The following is a 17,033-nucleotide window of genomic DNA, read 5'->3' on the forward strand; positions in this document are numbered from 1 at the left end:
TGTTGAGGGAAACGGAGGGCTTGGGCTTACTTGGACGACTTGGTGACGAGGATCACGTCGGTCTTCACTTCAGCCGGCATTTCCGATTGCTTCTTCTTGTCGGCGATGGCCTTCAGCGCGGTCTCGATGCCGAACACCGCCTGCCTGGCGGCGAACTGGTCGGCGGTGGCGAGCACGCGGCCATCTTTCAGCATCGGCTTGATGGCGCCGATGTTGTCGTAGCCCACGACCAGCACCTTGCCGGTCTTGCCCGCGGCCTTGACGGCGGCCACGGCGCCCAGCGCCATGCTGTCGTTGCCGGCCAGCAGGGCCTTCAGGTCGGGGTGCTCGCGCATCATGCCGGCGGCCACGGTGTTGCCCTTGTCGATTTCCCACTGGCCCGATTGCACGCCGACCACGGTCATGCCGCCGGCCTTCATGGCATCCTGGTAGCCCAGCGTGCGCTGCTGCGCATTGAAGGTGGTCGACACGCCTTCGATGATGCCGACCTTGTCGCCCGACTTCAGCTCCTTGGCGAGCGCGTCGCCCACCAGCTTGGCGCCAGCGCGGTTGTCGGGGCCGACGAAGGGCACCTGAATGCCCTTTTCCTTCAGCGCGTCGGCATCCAGGCGGTTGTCGATGTTCACGACCAGGATGCCCTTGTCGATGGCCGCCTTGATCACCGGCACCAGCGCCTTCGAATCGGCGGGCGCGATGACCAGCGCGTTGATCTTCTGCGCCACCATCTGCTCGACCATCTTGATCTGGGCGGCGGTGTCGGTCTCGTCCTTGATGCCGTTGGCCACCAGCGTGTACTGCGCGGCGTTGGCCTTCTGGTGCGCCTTGGCGCCGTCTTCCATGGTGCGGAAGAACTCGTTGGCCAGCGACTTCATGACCAGCGCGACCTTCGGCTTGTCCTGCGCGAAGGCGGGCGTTCCGGCGATGGCGCCCAGCAAGGTCAGTGCGGCAGCGCTTTGCAGGGTACGGCGGGTGAACTTCATGGTGGATGTCTCCTGGAATGAGGGGTCAGAGCGGAACGCCGGTCTGTGCCGGGGGTCTGATGTTAATCGAGGGAAACGTTTGCGCAAACGTTTGCTAATCGGGTCTAACCCTGAGCTTTCGAGCCGCGAACGCTTCTGCCAGAGTGCCTTCGTACAGGGTTGGCCCCGGAAAAGCAGGAGCGGGAACGCTCTGAAGTGCGCCTGGCCAGGGGGAGAACCTGGTCAGCCTAAAATCGGAGGTTACCCAAGAGGACCCCCCATGAGTTTGCAATGCGGCATCGTCGGCCTGCCCAACGTCGGTAAATCCACCCTTTTCAATGCGTTGACCAAGGCCGGCATCGCAGCGGAAAACTATCCGTTCTGCACCATCGAGCCCAACGTGGGCGTGGTGGAAGTGCCCGATCCGCGGCTCGACCAGCTCAGCGAGATCGTCAAGCCCGAGCGCGTGGTGCCCGCCATCGTCGAGTTCGTCGACATTGCCGGCCTGGTGGCCGGTGCCAGCACCGGCGAAGGCCTGGGCAACAAGTTCCTGGCGCACATCCGCGAGACCGACGCCACCGTCAACGTGGTGCGCTGCTTCGACGACGAGAACGTGATCCACGTGGCCGGCAAGGTCGACCCGATCTCCGACATCGAAGTGATCCAGACCGAGCTGTGCCTGGCAGACCTCGCCACGGTCGAGAAGGCGCTGCACCGCCACACCAAGGTCGCCCGTTCGGGCGACAAGGACGCGCAGAAGCTCGTCGGCCTGCTCGAGCGCTGCCAGGCCGCGCTGAACGAGAACACGCCGGTGCGCGCGCTCGAGTTCACCAAGGAAGAGCTGCCGCTGGTGAAGAGCTTCACGCTGATCACTGCCAAGCCCGCCATGTTCGTGGGCAACGTGGCCGAAGACGGCTTCGAGAACAACCCGTACCTCGACCGCCTGCGCGAATACGCCGCCAAGCAGGGCGCGCCCGTGGTCGCCATCTGCGCCAAGATCGAAGCCGACCTGGCGGAGATGGACGACGAAGACAAGAAGATGTTCCTGGCCGAAATCGGCCAGGAAGAGCCGGGCCTGAACCGCCTGATCCGCGCCGCCTTCAAGCTGCTGGGCCTGCAGACGTACTTCACCGCCGGGGTGAAGGAAGTGCGCGCCTGGACCATCCACATCGGCGACACCGGCCCGCAGGCCGCTGGCGTGATTCACGGCGACTTCGAGAAGGGCTACATCCGCGCCCAGACCATCGCGTTCGACGACTACATCGCCTTCAAGGGCGAGCAGGGCGCGAAGGACGCGGGGAAGATGCGCTCGGAAGGCAAGGAATACGTCGTGAAGGATGGCGACGTGATGAACTTCCTGTTCAGCTCCTGATTTCGCGCGCCCCCAGGCTGCGCGGCACTGCGTGTCCGCTGCGCCAACCCCCTGCCGGAAGGGCAACACCCGAGGCCTGGCGTTGATGGAGGGCCTGGCCGGCAGCGGTCCCACGGTTTGCCGTAGGCGGTGACGCTGTTGCAGCGGGCGCCGGAAAGCCGCGTGCGTTGGTTAGACTGCGCGGCCGCTGCATCCTCCGCCGGAAGGCCTTCATTCGCCATCATGCTCACCGTCCATCACCTGAACAACTCGCGCTCGCAACGTGTGCTCTGGCTGCTCGAAGAACTCGATCTGCCCTACGAGATCGTCCACTACCAGCGCGACCCCAAGACCATGTTGGCGCCCGCTTCGCTGAAGGCCGTGCACCCGCTGGGCAAGTCGCCCGTGGTGACGACCGACGATGGCGCGACGCTGGCGGAATCGGGTGCGATCATCGAGTCGCTCATCGAACGCTACGGCCAGGGCCGGCTTGCGCCCGCGCCGGGTTCGCCCGAGGCGCTGCGTTACCGCTACTGGCTGCACTTCGCCGAAGGCACGGCGATGTCGCCGCTGCTGCTCAAGCTGGTGTTCGACCGCATCGAGACCAGCAAGATGCCCTTTTTCGCCAAGCCGGTCGCCAAGGCCATTGCGGCGAAAGCGAAGTCGGCGTTCATCAACCCGAACATCGCGAGTCATCTGAATTTCATGGAGGCCGAACTCGGCAAGAGCGAGTGGTTCGCGGGCGATGCCTTCACGGGCGCCGACATCCAGATGAGCTTTCCGGTCGAGGCCTCGCAGGCGCGAGGCGGCCTCGATGCGAAGCGGCCCAAGCTGATGGCCTACCTGGAGCGCATCCACGCGCGCCCGGCCTACCAGCGCGCACTGCAGCGCGGCGGCCCCTACGAACTGCTGAGCTGAGTTTGTTCGAACGCGCGCTTCATGACGGGAAGACGTATAGAAGCGCATACGTCATCGTCACGTAGCGCAGGAACTTGCCGATCGCCATGTAGCCCACGCAGGGCCAGAACGGCAGCTTGAGCCAGCCGGCGACTGCGCACAGCGGGTCGCCCACGATCGGCAGCCAGCTCAGCAGGCAGGCCTTCGGGCCCAGCCGCTCGAGCCAGCCGAGCACGCGCAGGTGGTGTTTCGAGTGCGAGTATTTGTCGGCCACCTTGTGCGCGCCGTAGCCCATCCACCAGTCGACCGCGCCGCCCAGCGTGTTGCCGATGGTGGCCACGGCGATGGCCTGCCAGAACATCTCGGGGTTGAGTTTCAGCAGGCCGAACAAGATGGGTTCGGAGCCCACCGGCAGCAGCGTGGCCGACACGAAGGCCGCGATGAACAGCGTCGAAAGTCCGTACTGGGGGAGCGCGAGAAGCGCCAGGAGTGCGTCGAGCCAGGCTTGCATAAGGTCGGCGAAGTATAGGCAGCGCTCTCGTCGCCGACGCGTGGGAGAAGGCCCCGCGAAATACTGGTGTTTACGCCTGTGTCGCCAGCGCAAAAAGGCGCAAATCGTTTCAGTCGCTGAAATGCCACGTGGCTACAATCGTGCCTCATTTTTCAGCAGCCGGCGCGCACAGAACACCCTCCCATGACCTTGCAGATCGGCACCCACACGCTGGAAAACCGGCTGTTCGTCGCGCCCATGGCCGGCGTGACGGACAGGCCCTTCCGCATGCTGTGCCGCGAACTCGGCGCGGGCTATGCGGTCAGCGAGATGGTCACCTCGCGCAAGGACCTGTGGAACACGCTGAAGACCTCGCGGCGCGCCAACCACGACGGCGAGCCGGGCCCCATCGCGGTGCAGATCGCCGGCACCGACGCGGCCATGATGGCCGAGGCCACGGTCTACAACATCGAGCGCGGCGCGCAGATCATCGACATCAACATGGGCTGCCCGGCCAAGAAGGTCTGCAACAAGTGGGCCGGCTCGGCACTCATGCGCGATGAGCCGCTGGCCCTCGAAATCGTGCAGGCCGTGGTCGATGCGGCGCAACCCTTCAACGTGCCGGTCACGCTGAAGATGCGCACCGGCTGGAGCGAAGACCACCGCAACGCAGTGAAGCTCGCACGCGACTTCGAATCGGCCGGCGTGCAGATGCTCACCGTGCATGGCCGCACGCGCGAGCAGGGCTACAAGGGCCACGCCGAGTACGACACCATCGCCGCCGTGAAGGCCGCGGTGCGCGTGCCGGTGGTGGCCAACGGCGACATCCGCTCGCCCGAGAAGGCACGCGACGTGCTCGCGGCCACGCGCGCCGACGCCGTCATGATCGGCCGCGCCGCGCAGGGCCGGCCCTGGATCTTCCGCGAGATCACGCATTTCCTGGACACCGGCACCCACCTGGCGCCGCCGCTGGTGGCGGAGGTGCGCCGGCTGCTGCTCGACCACCTGGTGGCGCACTACGCGCTGTACGGCGAGTTCAGCGGCGTGCGCACGGCGCGCAAGCACATCGGCTGGTATGTGCGCGCGCTGCCCGACGGCGAGGCGTTTCGCGCACGGATGAACGCCATCGAAGACTGCGCCGGACAGCTGCGTGCGGTCGGCGACTATTTCCAGGGGCTTGCGGACCGCATGGACCGCATGCCTGATCCACCGGCAGACGAGGAGCCGTCGGGGGAAGAGGAGGCGGCCTGCGCCGTCGATTGAGAGAAGAAGAGAAAAAGAGAAGAAGCAAGCAATGAGCAAGAAACACATCGAGGACTGCGTGCGCAGCAGTCTGGACAGCTACTTTCGCGATCTGCGGGGCACCGAACCCGACGGCATGTACGAGATGCTCGTGCGCGTGGTCGAGAAACCCCTGCTCGACGTCGTCATGACGCGCGCCGAAGGCAACCAGTCCCGGGCCGCCCAATGGCTGGGCCTGAACCGCAACACGCTCCGCAAGAAATTGGTCGAGCACAAACTTTTGAAATAACTCCACGGCATATCCCATGGCTCAGACCGCACTCCTTTCCGTTTCCGACAAGACCGGCATCCTCGAATTCGCGCAAGCCCTGCATGGCTTGGGCGTCAAGCTGCTGTCCACCGGCGGCACCGCCAAGCTGCTGGCCGACGCCGGCCTGCCGGTGACCGAAGTTGCCGACCACACCGGCTTTCCCGAAATGCTCGACGGCCGCGTGAAGACGCTGCACCCGAAGATCCACGGCGGCCTGCTGGCACGCCGCGACCTGCCCGCGCACGTCGCGGCCATCCAGGAACACGGCATCGACACCATCGACCTGCTGGTGGTCAACCTGTACCCGTTCGAAGCCACCGTGGCCAAGCCCGGCTGCACGCTCGAAGACGCGATCGAGAACATCGACATCGGCGGCCCGGCCATGGTGCGCAGCGCGGCCAAGAACTGGAAGGACGTGGGCGTGCTCACCGACGCTTCGCAGTACGCCGTGGCGCTGGCCGAGCTCAAGGCCGACGGCAAGCTCAGCGACAAGACCAAGTTCGCGTTCTCGGTGGCCGCGTTCAACCGCATTGCCGACTACGACGGCGCCATCAGCGACTACCTCTCGGCCATCGACTTCGACGCCAGCATCGGCCAGAGCGCGCCCACGCGCTCGCTGTTTCCGGCGCAGAGCAACGGCCGCTTCGTGAAGGTGCAGGACCTGCGCTACGGCGAGAACCCGCACCAGCAGGCCGCGTTCTACCGCGACCTGTACCCGGCGCCCGGTTCGCTCGTGTCGGCCAGGCAGCTGCAGGGCAAGGAGCTCAGCTACAACAACATCGCCGACGCCGATGCGGCGTGGGAATGCGTGAAGAGCTTCGACGAGCCCGCCTGCGTGATCGTGAAGCACGCCAATCCCTGCGGCGTGGCCGTGGGCAAAGATGCACTCGAGGCCTACAGCAAGGCCTTCAAGACCGATCCGACCTCGGCCTTCGGCGGCATCATTGCCTTCAACCGTCCGGTCGACCTGGCCACCGCACAGGCCGTCAACAAGCAGTTCGTCGAAGTGCTGATGGCGCCGGGCTACACGCCCGAGGCGCTCGAAGTGTTCCAGGCCACCAAGGCCAAGCTCAACGTGCGCGTGCTCGAGATCTCGCTGCCCAAGGGGGGTGCCACCGACTGGGACAACGGCCGCAACGCGATGGACGTCAAGCGCGTCGGCTCGGGCCTCTTGATCCAGACCGCCGACAACCACGAGCTGGCACTGGCCGACCTCAAGGTGGTCAGCAAGAAGCAGCCCACGCCCCAGCAGTTGCAAGACCTGCTGTTCGCCTGGAAGGTCGCGAAGTACGTCAAGAGCAACGCGATCGTGTTCTGCGCCGACGGCATGACGATGGGCGTGGGCGCCGGCCAGATGAGCCGGCTCGACTCCGCGCGCATCGCCAGCATCAAGGCCGAGCACGCGGGCCTGTCGCTCAAGGACACGGCGGTGGCGAGCGATGCCTTCTTCCCGTTCCGCGACGGCCTGGACGTGGTGGTGGATGCGGGCGCGGGCTGCGTCATCCAGCCGGGCGGCTCGATGCGCGACCAGGAAGTGATTGACGCTGCCGACGAGCGTGGCGTGGTGATGGTGTTCTCGGGCGTGCGCCACTTCCGCCACTGAGCTTGCGGCCCTGCGGGGCCTGCTCGAACAAGGCCAGGGTCGCTCGCGCGGCCCTGGCTTTTTTGTGGCCGCTACTCGTGCGTGCCGAAGCGGTACTTGAGCTGGAAGCTGATCGCGCCGTACAACCGGTTTTTGATCGTCGGCACGTAGGCGATGTTCAGGCCCCAGTTCTTGCCCTCGATGGCGGCCGTCGGGATGATCGCGGGGAACCAGTTGCCGTTGCGGTAGTCGGGGTAGCCGTCGAAGCCGCCCACCACCGCGCCGAACTTCACGCCGTAGAACTCGAAGGGCAGGATGTACAGGCCGACGTAGTGCGACTGGCGCCGGTTGCTGTTGTGGAAGGTGCCGGCCGTGACGCGGTAGGTATCGTTCAGCGGGTATTCGAAGCCCAGGCCCGGGTTGGCGTTTTCCAGGCCCTTGCCGCTGTCGAAGTGGGCCGAGTAGAAGCCGGGGTTGACCCAGATGTTCTTCGGCTCGAAGGACTGCGCCAGCGCGAGGCCCGGCAGAAGAAGGGCACTGAGAAGCGGCAGCATGCGCAAGGGGGTCATGGGCGGGGCGTCCTGAAAACTGGTCTGTCTCGCGGCTTCGATGGCGGCTGCGATGACGGCTTCCCTTGCTATGGCGCACGAGGAAGAGGCCTGTGAGCGCCGGCGCAATATACACGGCGCGATGGCGAAAGCCGTGACAGCGCACGCCCCTTCTTGCATGTCAGCGCCGTGGCGCGTCTTCAGCGTTCAGGCGCGCGCGCGTCAGCGCTTGCTGAAGATGTCGCGTGCCGCCGCGATGGTGGCCGCGATGTCGTCCTCGCTGTGCGCGGCGCTCACGAAGCCTGCTTCGTAGAGTGCCGGCGCGATGTACACGCCGCGATCGAGCAGGCCGTGGAACAGCGCGTTGAACTGCGCGTTGTCGGTGGTCATCACCGTCGCGTAGTTCTGCGGCAACTCGTTCATGAGGAAGAAGCCGAACATGCCGCCTTCGCTGTCGGCGTTGAAGGGCTGGCCCTCGGCGGCCGCTGCGGCTTTCAGGCCGTCGACCAGCGTGCGGGTCTTCTTCGCCAGCGCTTCGTAGAACCCGGGCTTCGAGATTTCCTTCAGCGTGGCCAGGCCGCAGGCGGTGGCCACCGGGTTGCCCGACAGCGTGCCGGCCTGGTAGACCGGGCCCAGCGGCGCGAGCTGTTCCATGATGGCGCGCGGGCCGCCGAAGGCCGCCAGCGGCATGCCGCCGCCGATCACCTTGCCGAGCACCGTGAGGTCGGGCGTGATGCCCAGCACGCCTTGCGCGCCGTGCAGGCCGACACGGAAGCCCGTCATCACCTCGTCGAAGATCAGCAGCGCGCCGTGCTGCGTGCACAACTCGCGGCAGCGCTTGGCGAAAGCGGGCGTGGCGCGCACGAAGTTCATGTTGCCGGCGATCGCCTCGATCATCAGGCAGGCGATGTCCTTGCTGTGCAGCGCGAAGGCTTCTTCGAGTTGCTGCAGGTTGTTGTACTCGAGCACCAGCGTGTGCTGCACCACCTCGGGCGGCACGCCGGCCGAGGTCGGGTTGCCGAAGGTGGCCAGGCCCGAGCCGGCCTTCACGAGCAGCGCGTCGGCGTGGCCGTGGTAGCAGCCTTCGAACTTGACGATGGTCTTGCGGCCGGTGGCGCCGCGCGCCAGGCGCAGCGCGCTCATGGCGGCTTCGGTGCCCGAACTCACGAGGCGCACCATCTCCATCGACGGCACCAGGGCCAGGATGGCTTCGGCCAGTTCGATCTCGCGCTCGGTCGGCGCGCCGTACGAGAAGCCTTCGAGCACGGCCTTTTGCACCGCCTCGACCACGGCGGGGTGGCCGTGGCCCAGGATCATCGGGCCCCAGGAGCCGATGTAGTCGATGTAGCGCTGGTCGTTGGCGTCCCAGAAATAGGCGCCTTGCGCGCGCTGGATGAAACGGGGCGTGCCGCCGACGGCCTTGAAGGCGCGCACGGGCGAGTTCACGCCGCCGGGGATCACGGCGCGGGCGCGCTCGAAAAGAAGGTCGTTCTGGTCAGTCATCAGTGTCGCGTGTCGTGCGGAGGTAAAGCGAAATCAGGGGGGGTGTCGGGCGCGTCGTCATCGTCTTCGTCGTCCTCGGGCTCGGCCCAGAACAGGCGGTCGGGCAGCACGTGGCCCATGCCGGGGCGAAAGCCCGCGTCGAGGCACCGGTCCATGTAAGCGAGCGCTTCGGTCGTGGCGGCCACGAGGTCGGTGCCGCTGGCGAGCAGGGCGGCGAGCGCGGCCGAGAGCGTGTCGCCGGCGCCGGCGAAGACGGCTTCGAGCCGTTCGTACTTCTCGCTGGCCAGCACCGACTGCGGCGAGGCCAGCACGTTGTCGATGAACTGGTCGGGCAGAACCATGCCGGTGACCAGGGTGTAGGGCACGCCGAACTCGCCGGCGGCCTTGGCGATGTCGCGCGCGCCGGGCGGGCGCTCGCCGCTCCAGTCGGGCAGCAGCCAGCGCCACAGGGTGCTGTGGTTTCCAACCAACACCGTGGTCTGGGGCAGCACGAGGTCGCGGAAAGCGTCCAGATAGGCCTCGATGAGGTTCTCGTCCCACCACGACAGGTTGGGCATATAGGCCACCACGGGCACGTCCGGGTAGTCGGCGGCGGTCTCGGCGATGGTGCTCAGCGCCTCGGGGGTGCCGGCAAAGCCCACCTTGATCAGCTGGACCTCGACGTCTTCGAGGATGGAGCGCGCCTGCTCGGCCACGGCCTCTTCCTCGAAGGCGAAGTGGTCGAAGATCTCGGCCGTGTCGCGCGCGTAGGCGCCCGTCACCACCGGCAGGATGTGAGCGCCCACCGATCCCATGGCCAGCGCGTCGGCGCCCAGGCCGCCCGCGCCGCTCGGATCGCTGGCATTGAACACCAGCACGCAGGGGGGATTCAGGTCGCGTTCGCTCAGCGCCTCGTCGTCCTGCGGGGGGTCGTTAAGATTGCCCGGGTTACGGGCGTTCTCGTCTGGATGTAAGTAGATGGTCATACGCCTAGCGAAATCCCCTGGATGGTGGCATAGGCGCGACGTTTACCGTCTGCCAGTGAGATACGCATAGATACACTCGTTGCATTTAATGAACAAGGACTTTAAGCTCCGATGAACACGAAAACTTGGATGTGCCTGATTTGTGGGTGGATCTATGACGAAGCGGTTGGTGTACCGGAAGACGGCATCGCGGCAGGCACGGCCTGGGCCGATGTGCCGATGAACTGGACCTGTCCTGAGTGCGGTGCGCGCAAGGAAGACTTCGAAATGGTTGAGATCTGACAAGCATGGCATAGGGCTACGCGATCTGCGTCGATGTTCGGCGCGGCGGGCATCCAAGTCTCATGAGCAGGAGCGTTTGCAATGGGCCCGAATGGATCTGGTTACAAGGTGCTGGTCATCGATGACAGCAACACCATCCGGCGCAGTGCCGAGATTTTTCTGAAGCAGGGTGGGCACGAGGTTCTTCTCGCGGAAGACGGCTTCGACGCGCTCTCCAAGGTTAACGACCACAAGCCTCACCTGATTTTCTGCGACATCTTGATGCCTCGCCTCGACGGCTATCAGACCTGCGCCATCATCAAGCGCAACGCGCATTTCTCCAATGTCCCGGTCGTCATGCTGTCTTCGAAAGACGGTGTGTTCGACAAGGCCCGCGGCCGCATGGTCGGGTCCCAGGACTATCTCACCAAGCCTTTCACCAAAGACCAGCTGCTGCAGGCCGTGCAGCAGTTTGGCATTGTTCAACAGGAAGTGCAGTAATGCCCATTCGAAAAATCCTCGTCGTCGACGACTCCAAGACGGAACTGGTGTTCCTGACCGACCTCCTCCAGAAGAACGGTTTCTCCGTGAAGACGGCTGAAAACGCCGACGACGCGATGCGCCGCCTCGAGGAAGACCACCCCGACCTGATCCTCATGGATGTGGTCATGCCCGGCCAGAACGGCTTCCAGCTCACGCGCGCCATCGCCCGCGACCCGAAGTACGCGACCATCCCGATCATCCTGTGCACCAGCAAGAACCAGGAAACCGATCGTGTCTGGGGCATGCGCCAGGGCGCACGCGACTACATCGTGAAGCCGGTCAACGCGGCCGACCTGATGTCCAAGATCAGCGCACTCGCCTGACCGGGAACCTGCGCACTCCATGGCGAATCGCGACGCGCTCCGCGCCTTCCAGTCCCGTCTTGCGAGCCGCCTCCAGGCCGCGCGCACCACGGGCGTGGCCGCGAGCTGGCTGGCGGTCGAGGCGGGCGAGGGCAAGTACCTCTTTCCGCTCGCGCACGCCGGCGAAATCTTTCCCTGGACGCCGCCCCAGCCCGTGCCCTACACGGAGCCCTGGTTTCTCGGCGTCGCCAACCTGCGCGGCGGCCTGTACGGCGTCGTGCAGCTGTCGGCGTTTGCGTCCGGTGCGCCGGGCGCGCCCGCCGCGACCGAAGCGGCACGCATCCAATCGCGGCTCGTGGCATTCAACGAGCTGCTCGAAGTCAACTGCGCATTGCTGGTCGATCGACTGGCGGGGTTGCGGGGCGCGGAGGCCTTCACGGCCGCCGAGGCCCCCGGCGCAGACGCACCTGCCTGGCACGGGCATCTGTACACCGACGCGGCAGGGGAGCGCTGGCAGGAAGTCAACCTGCAGGCGCTTTCCCAGCAACCCCAGTTTTTGAGTATTGGTGCGTAGTGCTTCGGCACATGGCACTGGCAACCACCTGAAGGACCGACCGTGAGCTCGATCGCCGACAAGTTCAAGAAATTACTCCCCGCGAACAACGGGAACGACAAGGCCCGCGTCGACGGCTCCGGTGCGATATCGCTCGACGATGTCGACACGGTTCAGGTTCCGGACGAAAAAACGATTCGCCTCGCCAAGAAGGGCGACGGCGTTTCGGCGTCTGCCGCCGTGACCGACACCGGCTTCGGTGGCATCGACGTGGGCGATGCGGCGTCCGTCGAGGCCGCCAACGCGGCCACACTCGAAGCGGCCCCGCTGGCCCCCGCCGCGGGCGGCATGGGCGCCAACCCCGCCAAGCAGCAGCGCGTGCTGGCCATCATGCTGGCCATCGTGGTGCTGGCGCTGTTGCTGGTGGCCGGCTCCGCCATCCTTCGCGCGGAACGCCTGGCGCAGCAGGTGGCCGCCACCGGCCAGTCGCTGATGCAGTCGCAACGCCTGGCCAAGTCGATCTCGCAGGCCCTCGTCGGCAGCGCCTCGGCGTTCGTCGAAGTGAAGGACAGCGCCGACGACCTCTCGCGCCGCGTGCAGGGCCTGACCAACGGCGACGACGCCTTGCGCCTGGAAGCCGTGGGCAACCAGTACGACGAGGAGATGAACAAGATCAATCCCCTGGTCGCACGCGCCGACACCAGCGCCAAGGCCGTGCTGGCCCAGCGCCAGATCCTGACGCAGGTGGGCGCCGCCTTGCGCGATATCAACCAGCAATCGTCCACGCTGCTCGAAATGACGGAAACCGTCGCGTCGCTGAAGATGCAGCAGAACGCCACGCTGCCTGAAATCTCGGCCGCCGGCCAGCTCGTGATGCTGACGCAGCGCATCGGCAAGTCGACCAACGAGTTCTTCACGGTCGAGGGTGTGAACCCCGACGCCGTGTTCCTGCTGGGCAAGGACCTGAACACCTTCCAGGAAACCACCCGTGGCCTGCTCGACGGCAACGCGCAGCAGCGCTTCCCCGGCTCCAAAGACCCGCAGACGCGCCAGCAGCTCGAAGCCATCCTGAAGACCTACGAGCAGATGCGCACGCAGGCGTCGGCCATTCTGGGCAACCTGCAGGGCCTGGTGGCCGCGCGCGAAGCGCAGGCGTCCATCCTGACCGACAGCGAGCCGCTGCGTAAGTCGCTGGGCGAGCTGCAAGAGAAGCTCTCGGCCCGCACCGGACTGGGTGCCGGCACCATCGTGCTGCTGTTCGTGCTGTCACTGGCCGCCCTGGCCCTGGCTGGCGCCATCGGTTTCGTGCAGGTGCGCGAAGGCCGCGAACGTGCCGCCGTCGCCGAACGCGAGCGTCTGGCTGCCGAGCAGGCCTCCGAAGAGGCCGGCCGCGTGAACAACGCCAACCAGGCCGCCATTCTTCGCCTGATGAACGAACTGCAAACGGTGGCCGAAGGCGACCTGACGCAGGAAGCGACCGTGACCGAGGACATCACCGGCGCCATCGCCGACTCGGTGAACTACACGGTGGAAGAACTGCGCTTGCTGGTGGGCAACGTGCAGAACACGGCAACCCGCGTGGCGCAGACGACGTCGCAGGTGGAAAACACCTCGACCGAACTGCTCGCCGCCTCGACCGAACAGCTGCGCGAAATTCGCGAAACCGGCCAGTCGGTGCTGACCATGGCCGAGCGAATCAACGGCGTGTCCTCGCAAGCGCAAGAGTCCGCCACGGTGGCGCGCCAGTCGCTGCAAGCCGCATCGTCGGGCCTGCAGGCCGTGCAGAACGCCATCGGCGGTATGAACTCCATCCGCGACCAGATCCAGGAAACCTCCAAGCGGATCAAGCGCCTGGGCGAATCGTCGCAGGAGATTGGCGAAATCACCGAGCTGATCTCGGACATTACAGAACAGACGAACGTGCTGGCCCTGAACGCCGCCATTCAAGCGGCATCCGCCGGTGAAGCCGGCCGCGGCTTCTCGGTGGTGGCGGAAGAAGTTCAGCGACTGGCCGAACGCTCCGCAGACGCCACGCGCCAGATCTCGGCGCTGGTGAAGGCGATTCAGACCGATACGCAGGATGCGGTGGGCGCCATGGAGCGTTCCACGCAGGGTGTGGTCGAAGGGGCCAAGCTGTCCGACAACGCGGGTACTGCGCTGTCCGAGATCGACCGCGTGTCGCGCCGACTCGCAGACCTCATCGAGCAGATTTCGCAGTCCGCTTCCCGCGAGGCCGATTCGGCCAACGTGGTGGCCGCCAACATCCAGCACATTTTTGCGGTGACGGAACAGACCGGCGAAGGCACGCGGACCACGGCTCAGCAGGTGCGCGAGCTCTCGCAGATGGCCGAAGAGCTGCGCCGCTCCGTGGCTCGTTTCAAGATTGCCTGACAACAGATAGATAAGAACGGCGAGCAACCACGTGTCGATTCAAACCCCTGCCACGGCCCCCCTCGCCGGCAACACGCCGGCCACCGAAGACCTCGGGCCGTTGGCCTGGGTGCTGGGAGAAATCCAGAAATCCCTCGACGGTGTCGGCAAGTCGCTGCGGCGTTTCGTGCGCGACGTGGGCAGTGCCACGGAGCCCGAGAGCGGCCCGCTGCAGATGGCCCGCCAGCAACTGCACCAGACCGTCGGCGCGCTGCAGATGGTCGGCCACAGTTCGCCCGCCTTGGTGCTCGGTACCATCGAGTTTGCGGTGCAAGGCTTCATCGCCGAGCCGCAGCGCTGCACCGACAGTGCCGTGCACAAGATCGAGCGTGCCGGCTTTGCCGTCACCGATTTCCTCAGCGCGCTGCTGGCCGGCAAGTCCGTGTCGTCGGTGGCGCTGTTTCCGCAGTACCGCGACGTGCTGGAGCTGGTGGGCAATGAGCGCGTCCACCCGGCGGACCTCTGGAGCACCGCGTGGCGCTGGGTCGAGGTCAAGCCCGCGCTCACGCAGGCGGCGCTGGCCTACGACCCGGCCGTGCGGTCGCGGCTCGACCGCGAGGTGCTGCAGCTGGTCAAGAGCAGCGATCCGCAGGCCGCGCGCCGGCTGCATGCGCTGTGCCTGGGGCTCGGTCGCGGTGCGCTGCTGCCGCGCGTCGCCAGTTTCTGGACGCTGGCCGCAGGCTTCTTTGAAGCCCTCGCGCTGGGCCTGATTCCCTTCGACACCTACGTCAAGCGCGCGGCCTCGCGCGTGCTGCTGCAGTACGCCACGCTGGCGCGCGGCGACAGCGTGGTGTCCGACCGCCTCGGCCAGGACCTCCTCTTTTTCTGCGCCCAGGCGGTGCCCGCCGCGCAGGACGACGCCGCCACGCTGCGCACCGTACGCAGCGCCTGGGGCGTGACGCAAGAACCGCGCGTCGACTACACCGTGGTGCAGTTCGGCCGCTTCGATCCGCTCGTGCTCTCGCAGGCGCGCAAGCGCATCGAGACCGCCAAGGAAATGTGGTCGGCGCTCTCGGGCGGCGACATCACGCGAACGCGGCAGGTGGCCGACACCTTCGCGCAGCTCGGCGAATCGCTGCTGAAACTGCATCCACCGAGCCAGCCCATGGTGCAGGCGCTGACGCATGCCGTGGACGCCTCGGTGCGCTCCGGGCAGCCGCCCAACACCGAACTGGCGATGGAAGTCGCCACCTCGGTGCTGTACCTCGAAGCCGCGCTCGAAGACCTCGACCCCAGCGACCCGCAACTCACGGCCCGCACGCTGCAGCTGGCCGGCCGCATCGAGCGTGTGCGCGACGGCGGCCGTTCCGAGCCGCTCGAGCCGTGGATGGAGGACCTGTACCGCCGTGTCAGCGACCGCCAGACCATGGGCACCGTGGTCGACGAGCTGCGCAGCCACCTGAGCGAACTCGAGAAATCGCTCGACCAGTATTTCCGCCGACCGGCTGAAAAGCCGCTGCTGCGCACCGTGCCCACCCAGCTCATGCAGATGCGCGGTGTGTTCTCGGTGCTGGGGCTCGAACAGGCCGCGCACACCGTGCAGCGCATGCGCGACGACGTCGAGCAGATGCTGCAGGCCAACCGCTCGCCCGTCGAGGAAATGGCCACCTTCGACGCGCTCGGCAACAACCTGGGCGCGCTCGGTTTCCTCATCGACATGCTGGGTTACCAGCCCGCACTGGCCAAGCGCCTGTTCGTGTTCGATGCCGAAGCCGGCGAACTCAAGCCGCTGATGGGCCGCCAGGCCATCGATACCGCGGCCCCGGCCGAAGGCGCTGCCGCACCGGCCGCCGAGCCCGTGCTCAGCATCGAGGAAGTCGACGCGCAGATCGCCTCCAAGCTCGCCGCGCTCGCCACGCCCAACCGCAAGACCAAGCCGTCGCCGCTGGAGGAATTCAGCCGCAAGGCCGAGAGCTGGACCACCAAGATCACCGGCCCTTCGGCGCTGCCCGACACCGAGGTCACCGAGCTCGAAGAAGACGACCTGCAGAACATCTTCCTGGACGAAGCCCGCGAAGTGGTGGGCAATGGCCTGGCCGCCATCGCCGCGCTCGGCAGCCGTCCCGGCGACACCGAGGAACTCACCATCCTGCGCCGCGCGTTCCACACGCTCAAGGGCAGCTCGCGCATGGTCGGCCTCACCGACTTCGGCGACGCCGCCTGGTCGCTCGAGCAGGTGCTCAACACCTGGCTGGCCGATCAGCGCGACGCCACGCCCGAGCTGCTGTCGAGCACCGAGCGCATGCTGGGCGATTTCAGCCAGTGGGTCGAAGCCATCGCCGCCGGCGATGCGGGCACCTGGCAATCGGCGCCGTTCAGCCGCGTGGCCAATGCGCTGCTGGCCGGCGAGCCCGTGCCTGCACCGGTGCGCGTGGCCGATGCCGAAGCGCTGGCCGTGGCCGCGCGTCACATCGCCGCCGAGTCGGCGTCGCTCGCGCTGCCGGAACTGCCTGAGCTGCCCGACCTGTCGCTGACGCCGCAAGATGCCGCAACGCCCGATGCAACATTGGACTTCTCCGAGTGGCAGCAGGCGCAAGACGCACAGCACGAACAACACGCATCCCCCGAACCTGTCACACCCGAGCCCGACGACGATTTCGCCTCCACCGACTTCCTCGACTTTGAAGGCAAGCAGAGCACAGCGTCCGCACCGCTCGAAGCGCTGCCCAGCGGCGACGATTTCGATTTTCTCGCGCCGCCAAAGACGCTTGCACCGGCCGAGCCGGTCGTGTCGCACGCCGAGCCCGAGCCGGCCCTGGAAATCGAAGCAGCGATGCCGACCGCGTCGGGTCTGCCCGACCTCGAATGGGCGCCCGAGCCGCTGCCATTGGCCGCCGCAGAACCTGCCGCCGAGGCGGTGGCAGCTGTTGAGGTCTTCGAAGTCGCCGAAGAACTGTCGGCGCTGAACGTGCCGGTCGAACCGCAGCCGGAGCCGGAACCCGTCGAAGCGGCCATCGAAGCCGCACCCGAGGCCGAGGCCCCCGTCGTCGAAGAGCTGCCCGCGGCCGCCGTGGCCGAACCGGAACCCGTGGCGGAGCCCGAGCCCGAGCCCGAGCCCGAGCCCGAGCCCGAGCCCGAGCCCGAGCCCGAGCCCGAG

General features: G+C 66.5%; 16 protein-coding genes. 11 read left to right on the forward strand and 5 right to left on the reverse strand.

Features of this window, described 5'->3' with window-relative positions; translation table 11 throughout:
* Positions 1 to 26: 26 nt before the first annotated feature.
* Positions 27 to 980, reverse strand: a complete 954-nt coding sequence (locus ASD34_RS12395; RefSeq protein ID WP_056577747.1) for a sugar ABC transporter substrate-binding protein — start codon at positions 978 to 980, stop codon at positions 27 to 29.
* A 259-nt stretch (positions 981 to 1,239) separates the two neighbouring features.
* Here ASD34_RS12395 and ychF point away from each other — a divergent pair, with 259 nt between their 5' ends.
* Together ychF and ASD34_RS12405 are read left to right on the forward strand one after the other, a co-directional pair.
* Entirely contained in the window at positions 1,240 to 2,331 is a 1,092-nt protein-coding gene (gene ychF, locus ASD34_RS12400) for a redox-regulated ATPase YchF (RefSeq protein WP_056577749.1), read from the forward strand.
* Between the two features lie 222 nt (positions 2,332 to 2,553).
* Positions 2,554 to 3,228 (forward strand): glutathione S-transferase family protein, encoded by a 675-nt coding sequence (locus ASD34_RS12405; RefSeq protein ID WP_056577750.1) that lies wholly within the window; start codon positions 2,554 to 2,556, stop codon positions 3,226 to 3,228.
* Positions 3,229 to 3,247: 19 nt separating this feature from the next.
* Here ASD34_RS12405 and ASD34_RS12410 read toward each other — a convergent pair whose 3' ends face one another.
* Positions 3,248 to 3,718: a YqaA family protein gene (locus ASD34_RS12410; protein WP_056577751.1), complete on the reverse strand. Its 471-nt coding sequence runs from the start codon at positions 3,716 to 3,718 to the stop codon at positions 3,248 to 3,250.
* A 183-nt stretch (positions 3,719 to 3,901) separates the two neighbouring features.
* On the opposite strand from ASD34_RS12410, the gene dusB reads away from it, so the two are divergent.
* Genes dusB through purH form a run of 3 tightly spaced genes read left to right on the forward strand, consistent with a single transcriptional unit; the run spans position 3,902 to position 6,852 of the window.
* A complete protein-coding gene (gene dusB / locus ASD34_RS12415; RefSeq protein ID WP_056577754.1) occupies positions 3,902 to 4,960 on the forward strand; it encodes a tRNA dihydrouridine synthase DusB in 1,059 nt (352 codons plus the stop codon).
* 31 nt (positions 4,961 to 4,991) lie between these two features.
* Entirely contained in the window at positions 4,992 to 5,228 is a 237-nt protein-coding gene (locus ASD34_RS12420; protein ID WP_056577757.1) for a Fis family transcriptional regulator, read from the forward strand.
* A gap of 16 nt (positions 5,229 to 5,244) precedes the next feature.
* Entirely contained in the window at positions 5,245 to 6,852 is a 1,608-nt protein-coding gene (gene purH / locus ASD34_RS12425; protein ID WP_056577758.1) for a bifunctional phosphoribosylaminoimidazolecarboxamide formyltransferase/IMP cyclohydrolase, read from the forward strand.
* A 71-nt stretch (positions 6,853 to 6,923) separates the two neighbouring features.
* Here purH and ASD34_RS12430 read toward each other — a convergent pair whose 3' ends face one another.
* The 3 genes from ASD34_RS12430 to thiD all read right to left on the reverse strand — a co-directional run bounded on the left by ASD34_RS12430 (position 6,924) and on the right by thiD (position 9,847).
* On the reverse strand, positions 6,924 to 7,400 hold the full coding sequence (locus ASD34_RS12430) for a hypothetical protein (protein WP_056577761.1): 477 nt from the start codon (positions 7,398 to 7,400) through the stop codon (positions 6,924 to 6,926).
* Positions 7,401 to 7,601: 201 nt separating this feature from the next.
* On the reverse strand, positions 7,602 to 8,882 hold the full coding sequence (gene hemL, locus ASD34_RS12435; protein WP_056577763.1) for a glutamate-1-semialdehyde 2,1-aminomutase: 1,281 nt from the start codon (positions 8,880 to 8,882) through the stop codon (positions 7,602 to 7,604).
* Entirely contained in the window at positions 8,882 to 9,847 is a 966-nt protein-coding gene (gene thiD / locus ASD34_RS12440) for a bifunctional hydroxymethylpyrimidine kinase/phosphomethylpyrimidine kinase (RefSeq protein WP_056577765.1), read from the reverse strand. The genes hemL and thiD overlap by 1 nt, the downstream gene beginning before the upstream one ends.
* A 111-nt stretch (positions 9,848 to 9,958) precedes the next feature.
* Here thiD and ASD34_RS12445 point away from each other — a divergent pair, with 111 nt between their 5' ends.
* The 6 genes from ASD34_RS12445 to ASD34_RS27885 form a co-directional block, all read left to right on the forward strand.
* Complete coding sequence (locus ASD34_RS12445) at positions 9,959 to 10,129, forward strand: rubredoxin (RefSeq protein ID WP_007838397.1); 171 nt, start codon at positions 9,959 to 9,961, stop codon at positions 10,127 to 10,129.
* An 81-nt stretch (positions 10,130 to 10,210) separates the two neighbouring features.
* The gene (locus tag ASD34_RS12450) at positions 10,211 to 10,609 is read left to right on the forward strand and encodes a response regulator (protein ID WP_021012487.1); all 399 of its coding nucleotides are present in this window, start codon (positions 10,211 to 10,213) and stop codon (positions 10,607 to 10,609) included.
* Positions 10,609 to 10,974: a response regulator gene (locus ASD34_RS12455; protein ID WP_056577767.1), complete on the forward strand. Its 366-nt coding sequence runs from the start codon at positions 10,609 to 10,611 to the stop codon at positions 10,972 to 10,974. The genes ASD34_RS12450 and ASD34_RS12455 overlap by 1 nt, the downstream gene beginning before the upstream one ends.
* Before the next feature lie 19 nt (positions 10,975 to 10,993).
* Positions 10,994 to 11,527 (forward strand): chemotaxis protein CheW, encoded by a 534-nt coding sequence (locus ASD34_RS12460; RefSeq protein ID WP_056577769.1) that lies wholly within the window; start codon positions 10,994 to 10,996, stop codon positions 11,525 to 11,527.
* Between the two features lie 42 nt (positions 11,528 to 11,569).
* Positions 11,570 to 13,897: a methyl-accepting chemotaxis protein gene (locus ASD34_RS12465; protein ID WP_056577770.1), complete on the forward strand. Its 2,328-nt coding sequence runs from the start codon at positions 11,570 to 11,572 to the stop codon at positions 13,895 to 13,897.
* A 31-nt stretch (positions 13,898 to 13,928) separates the two neighbouring features.
* Positions 13,929 to 17,033: Hpt domain-containing protein (locus ASD34_RS27885; protein ID WP_200937578.1), on the forward strand; the 3,105-nt coding region annotated here is incomplete at its 3' end.

This window comes from Variovorax sp. Root473 (genome assembly GCF_001426505.1).
GTDB lineage: Bacteria > Pseudomonadota > Gammaproteobacteria > Burkholderiales > Burkholderiaceae_C > Variovorax.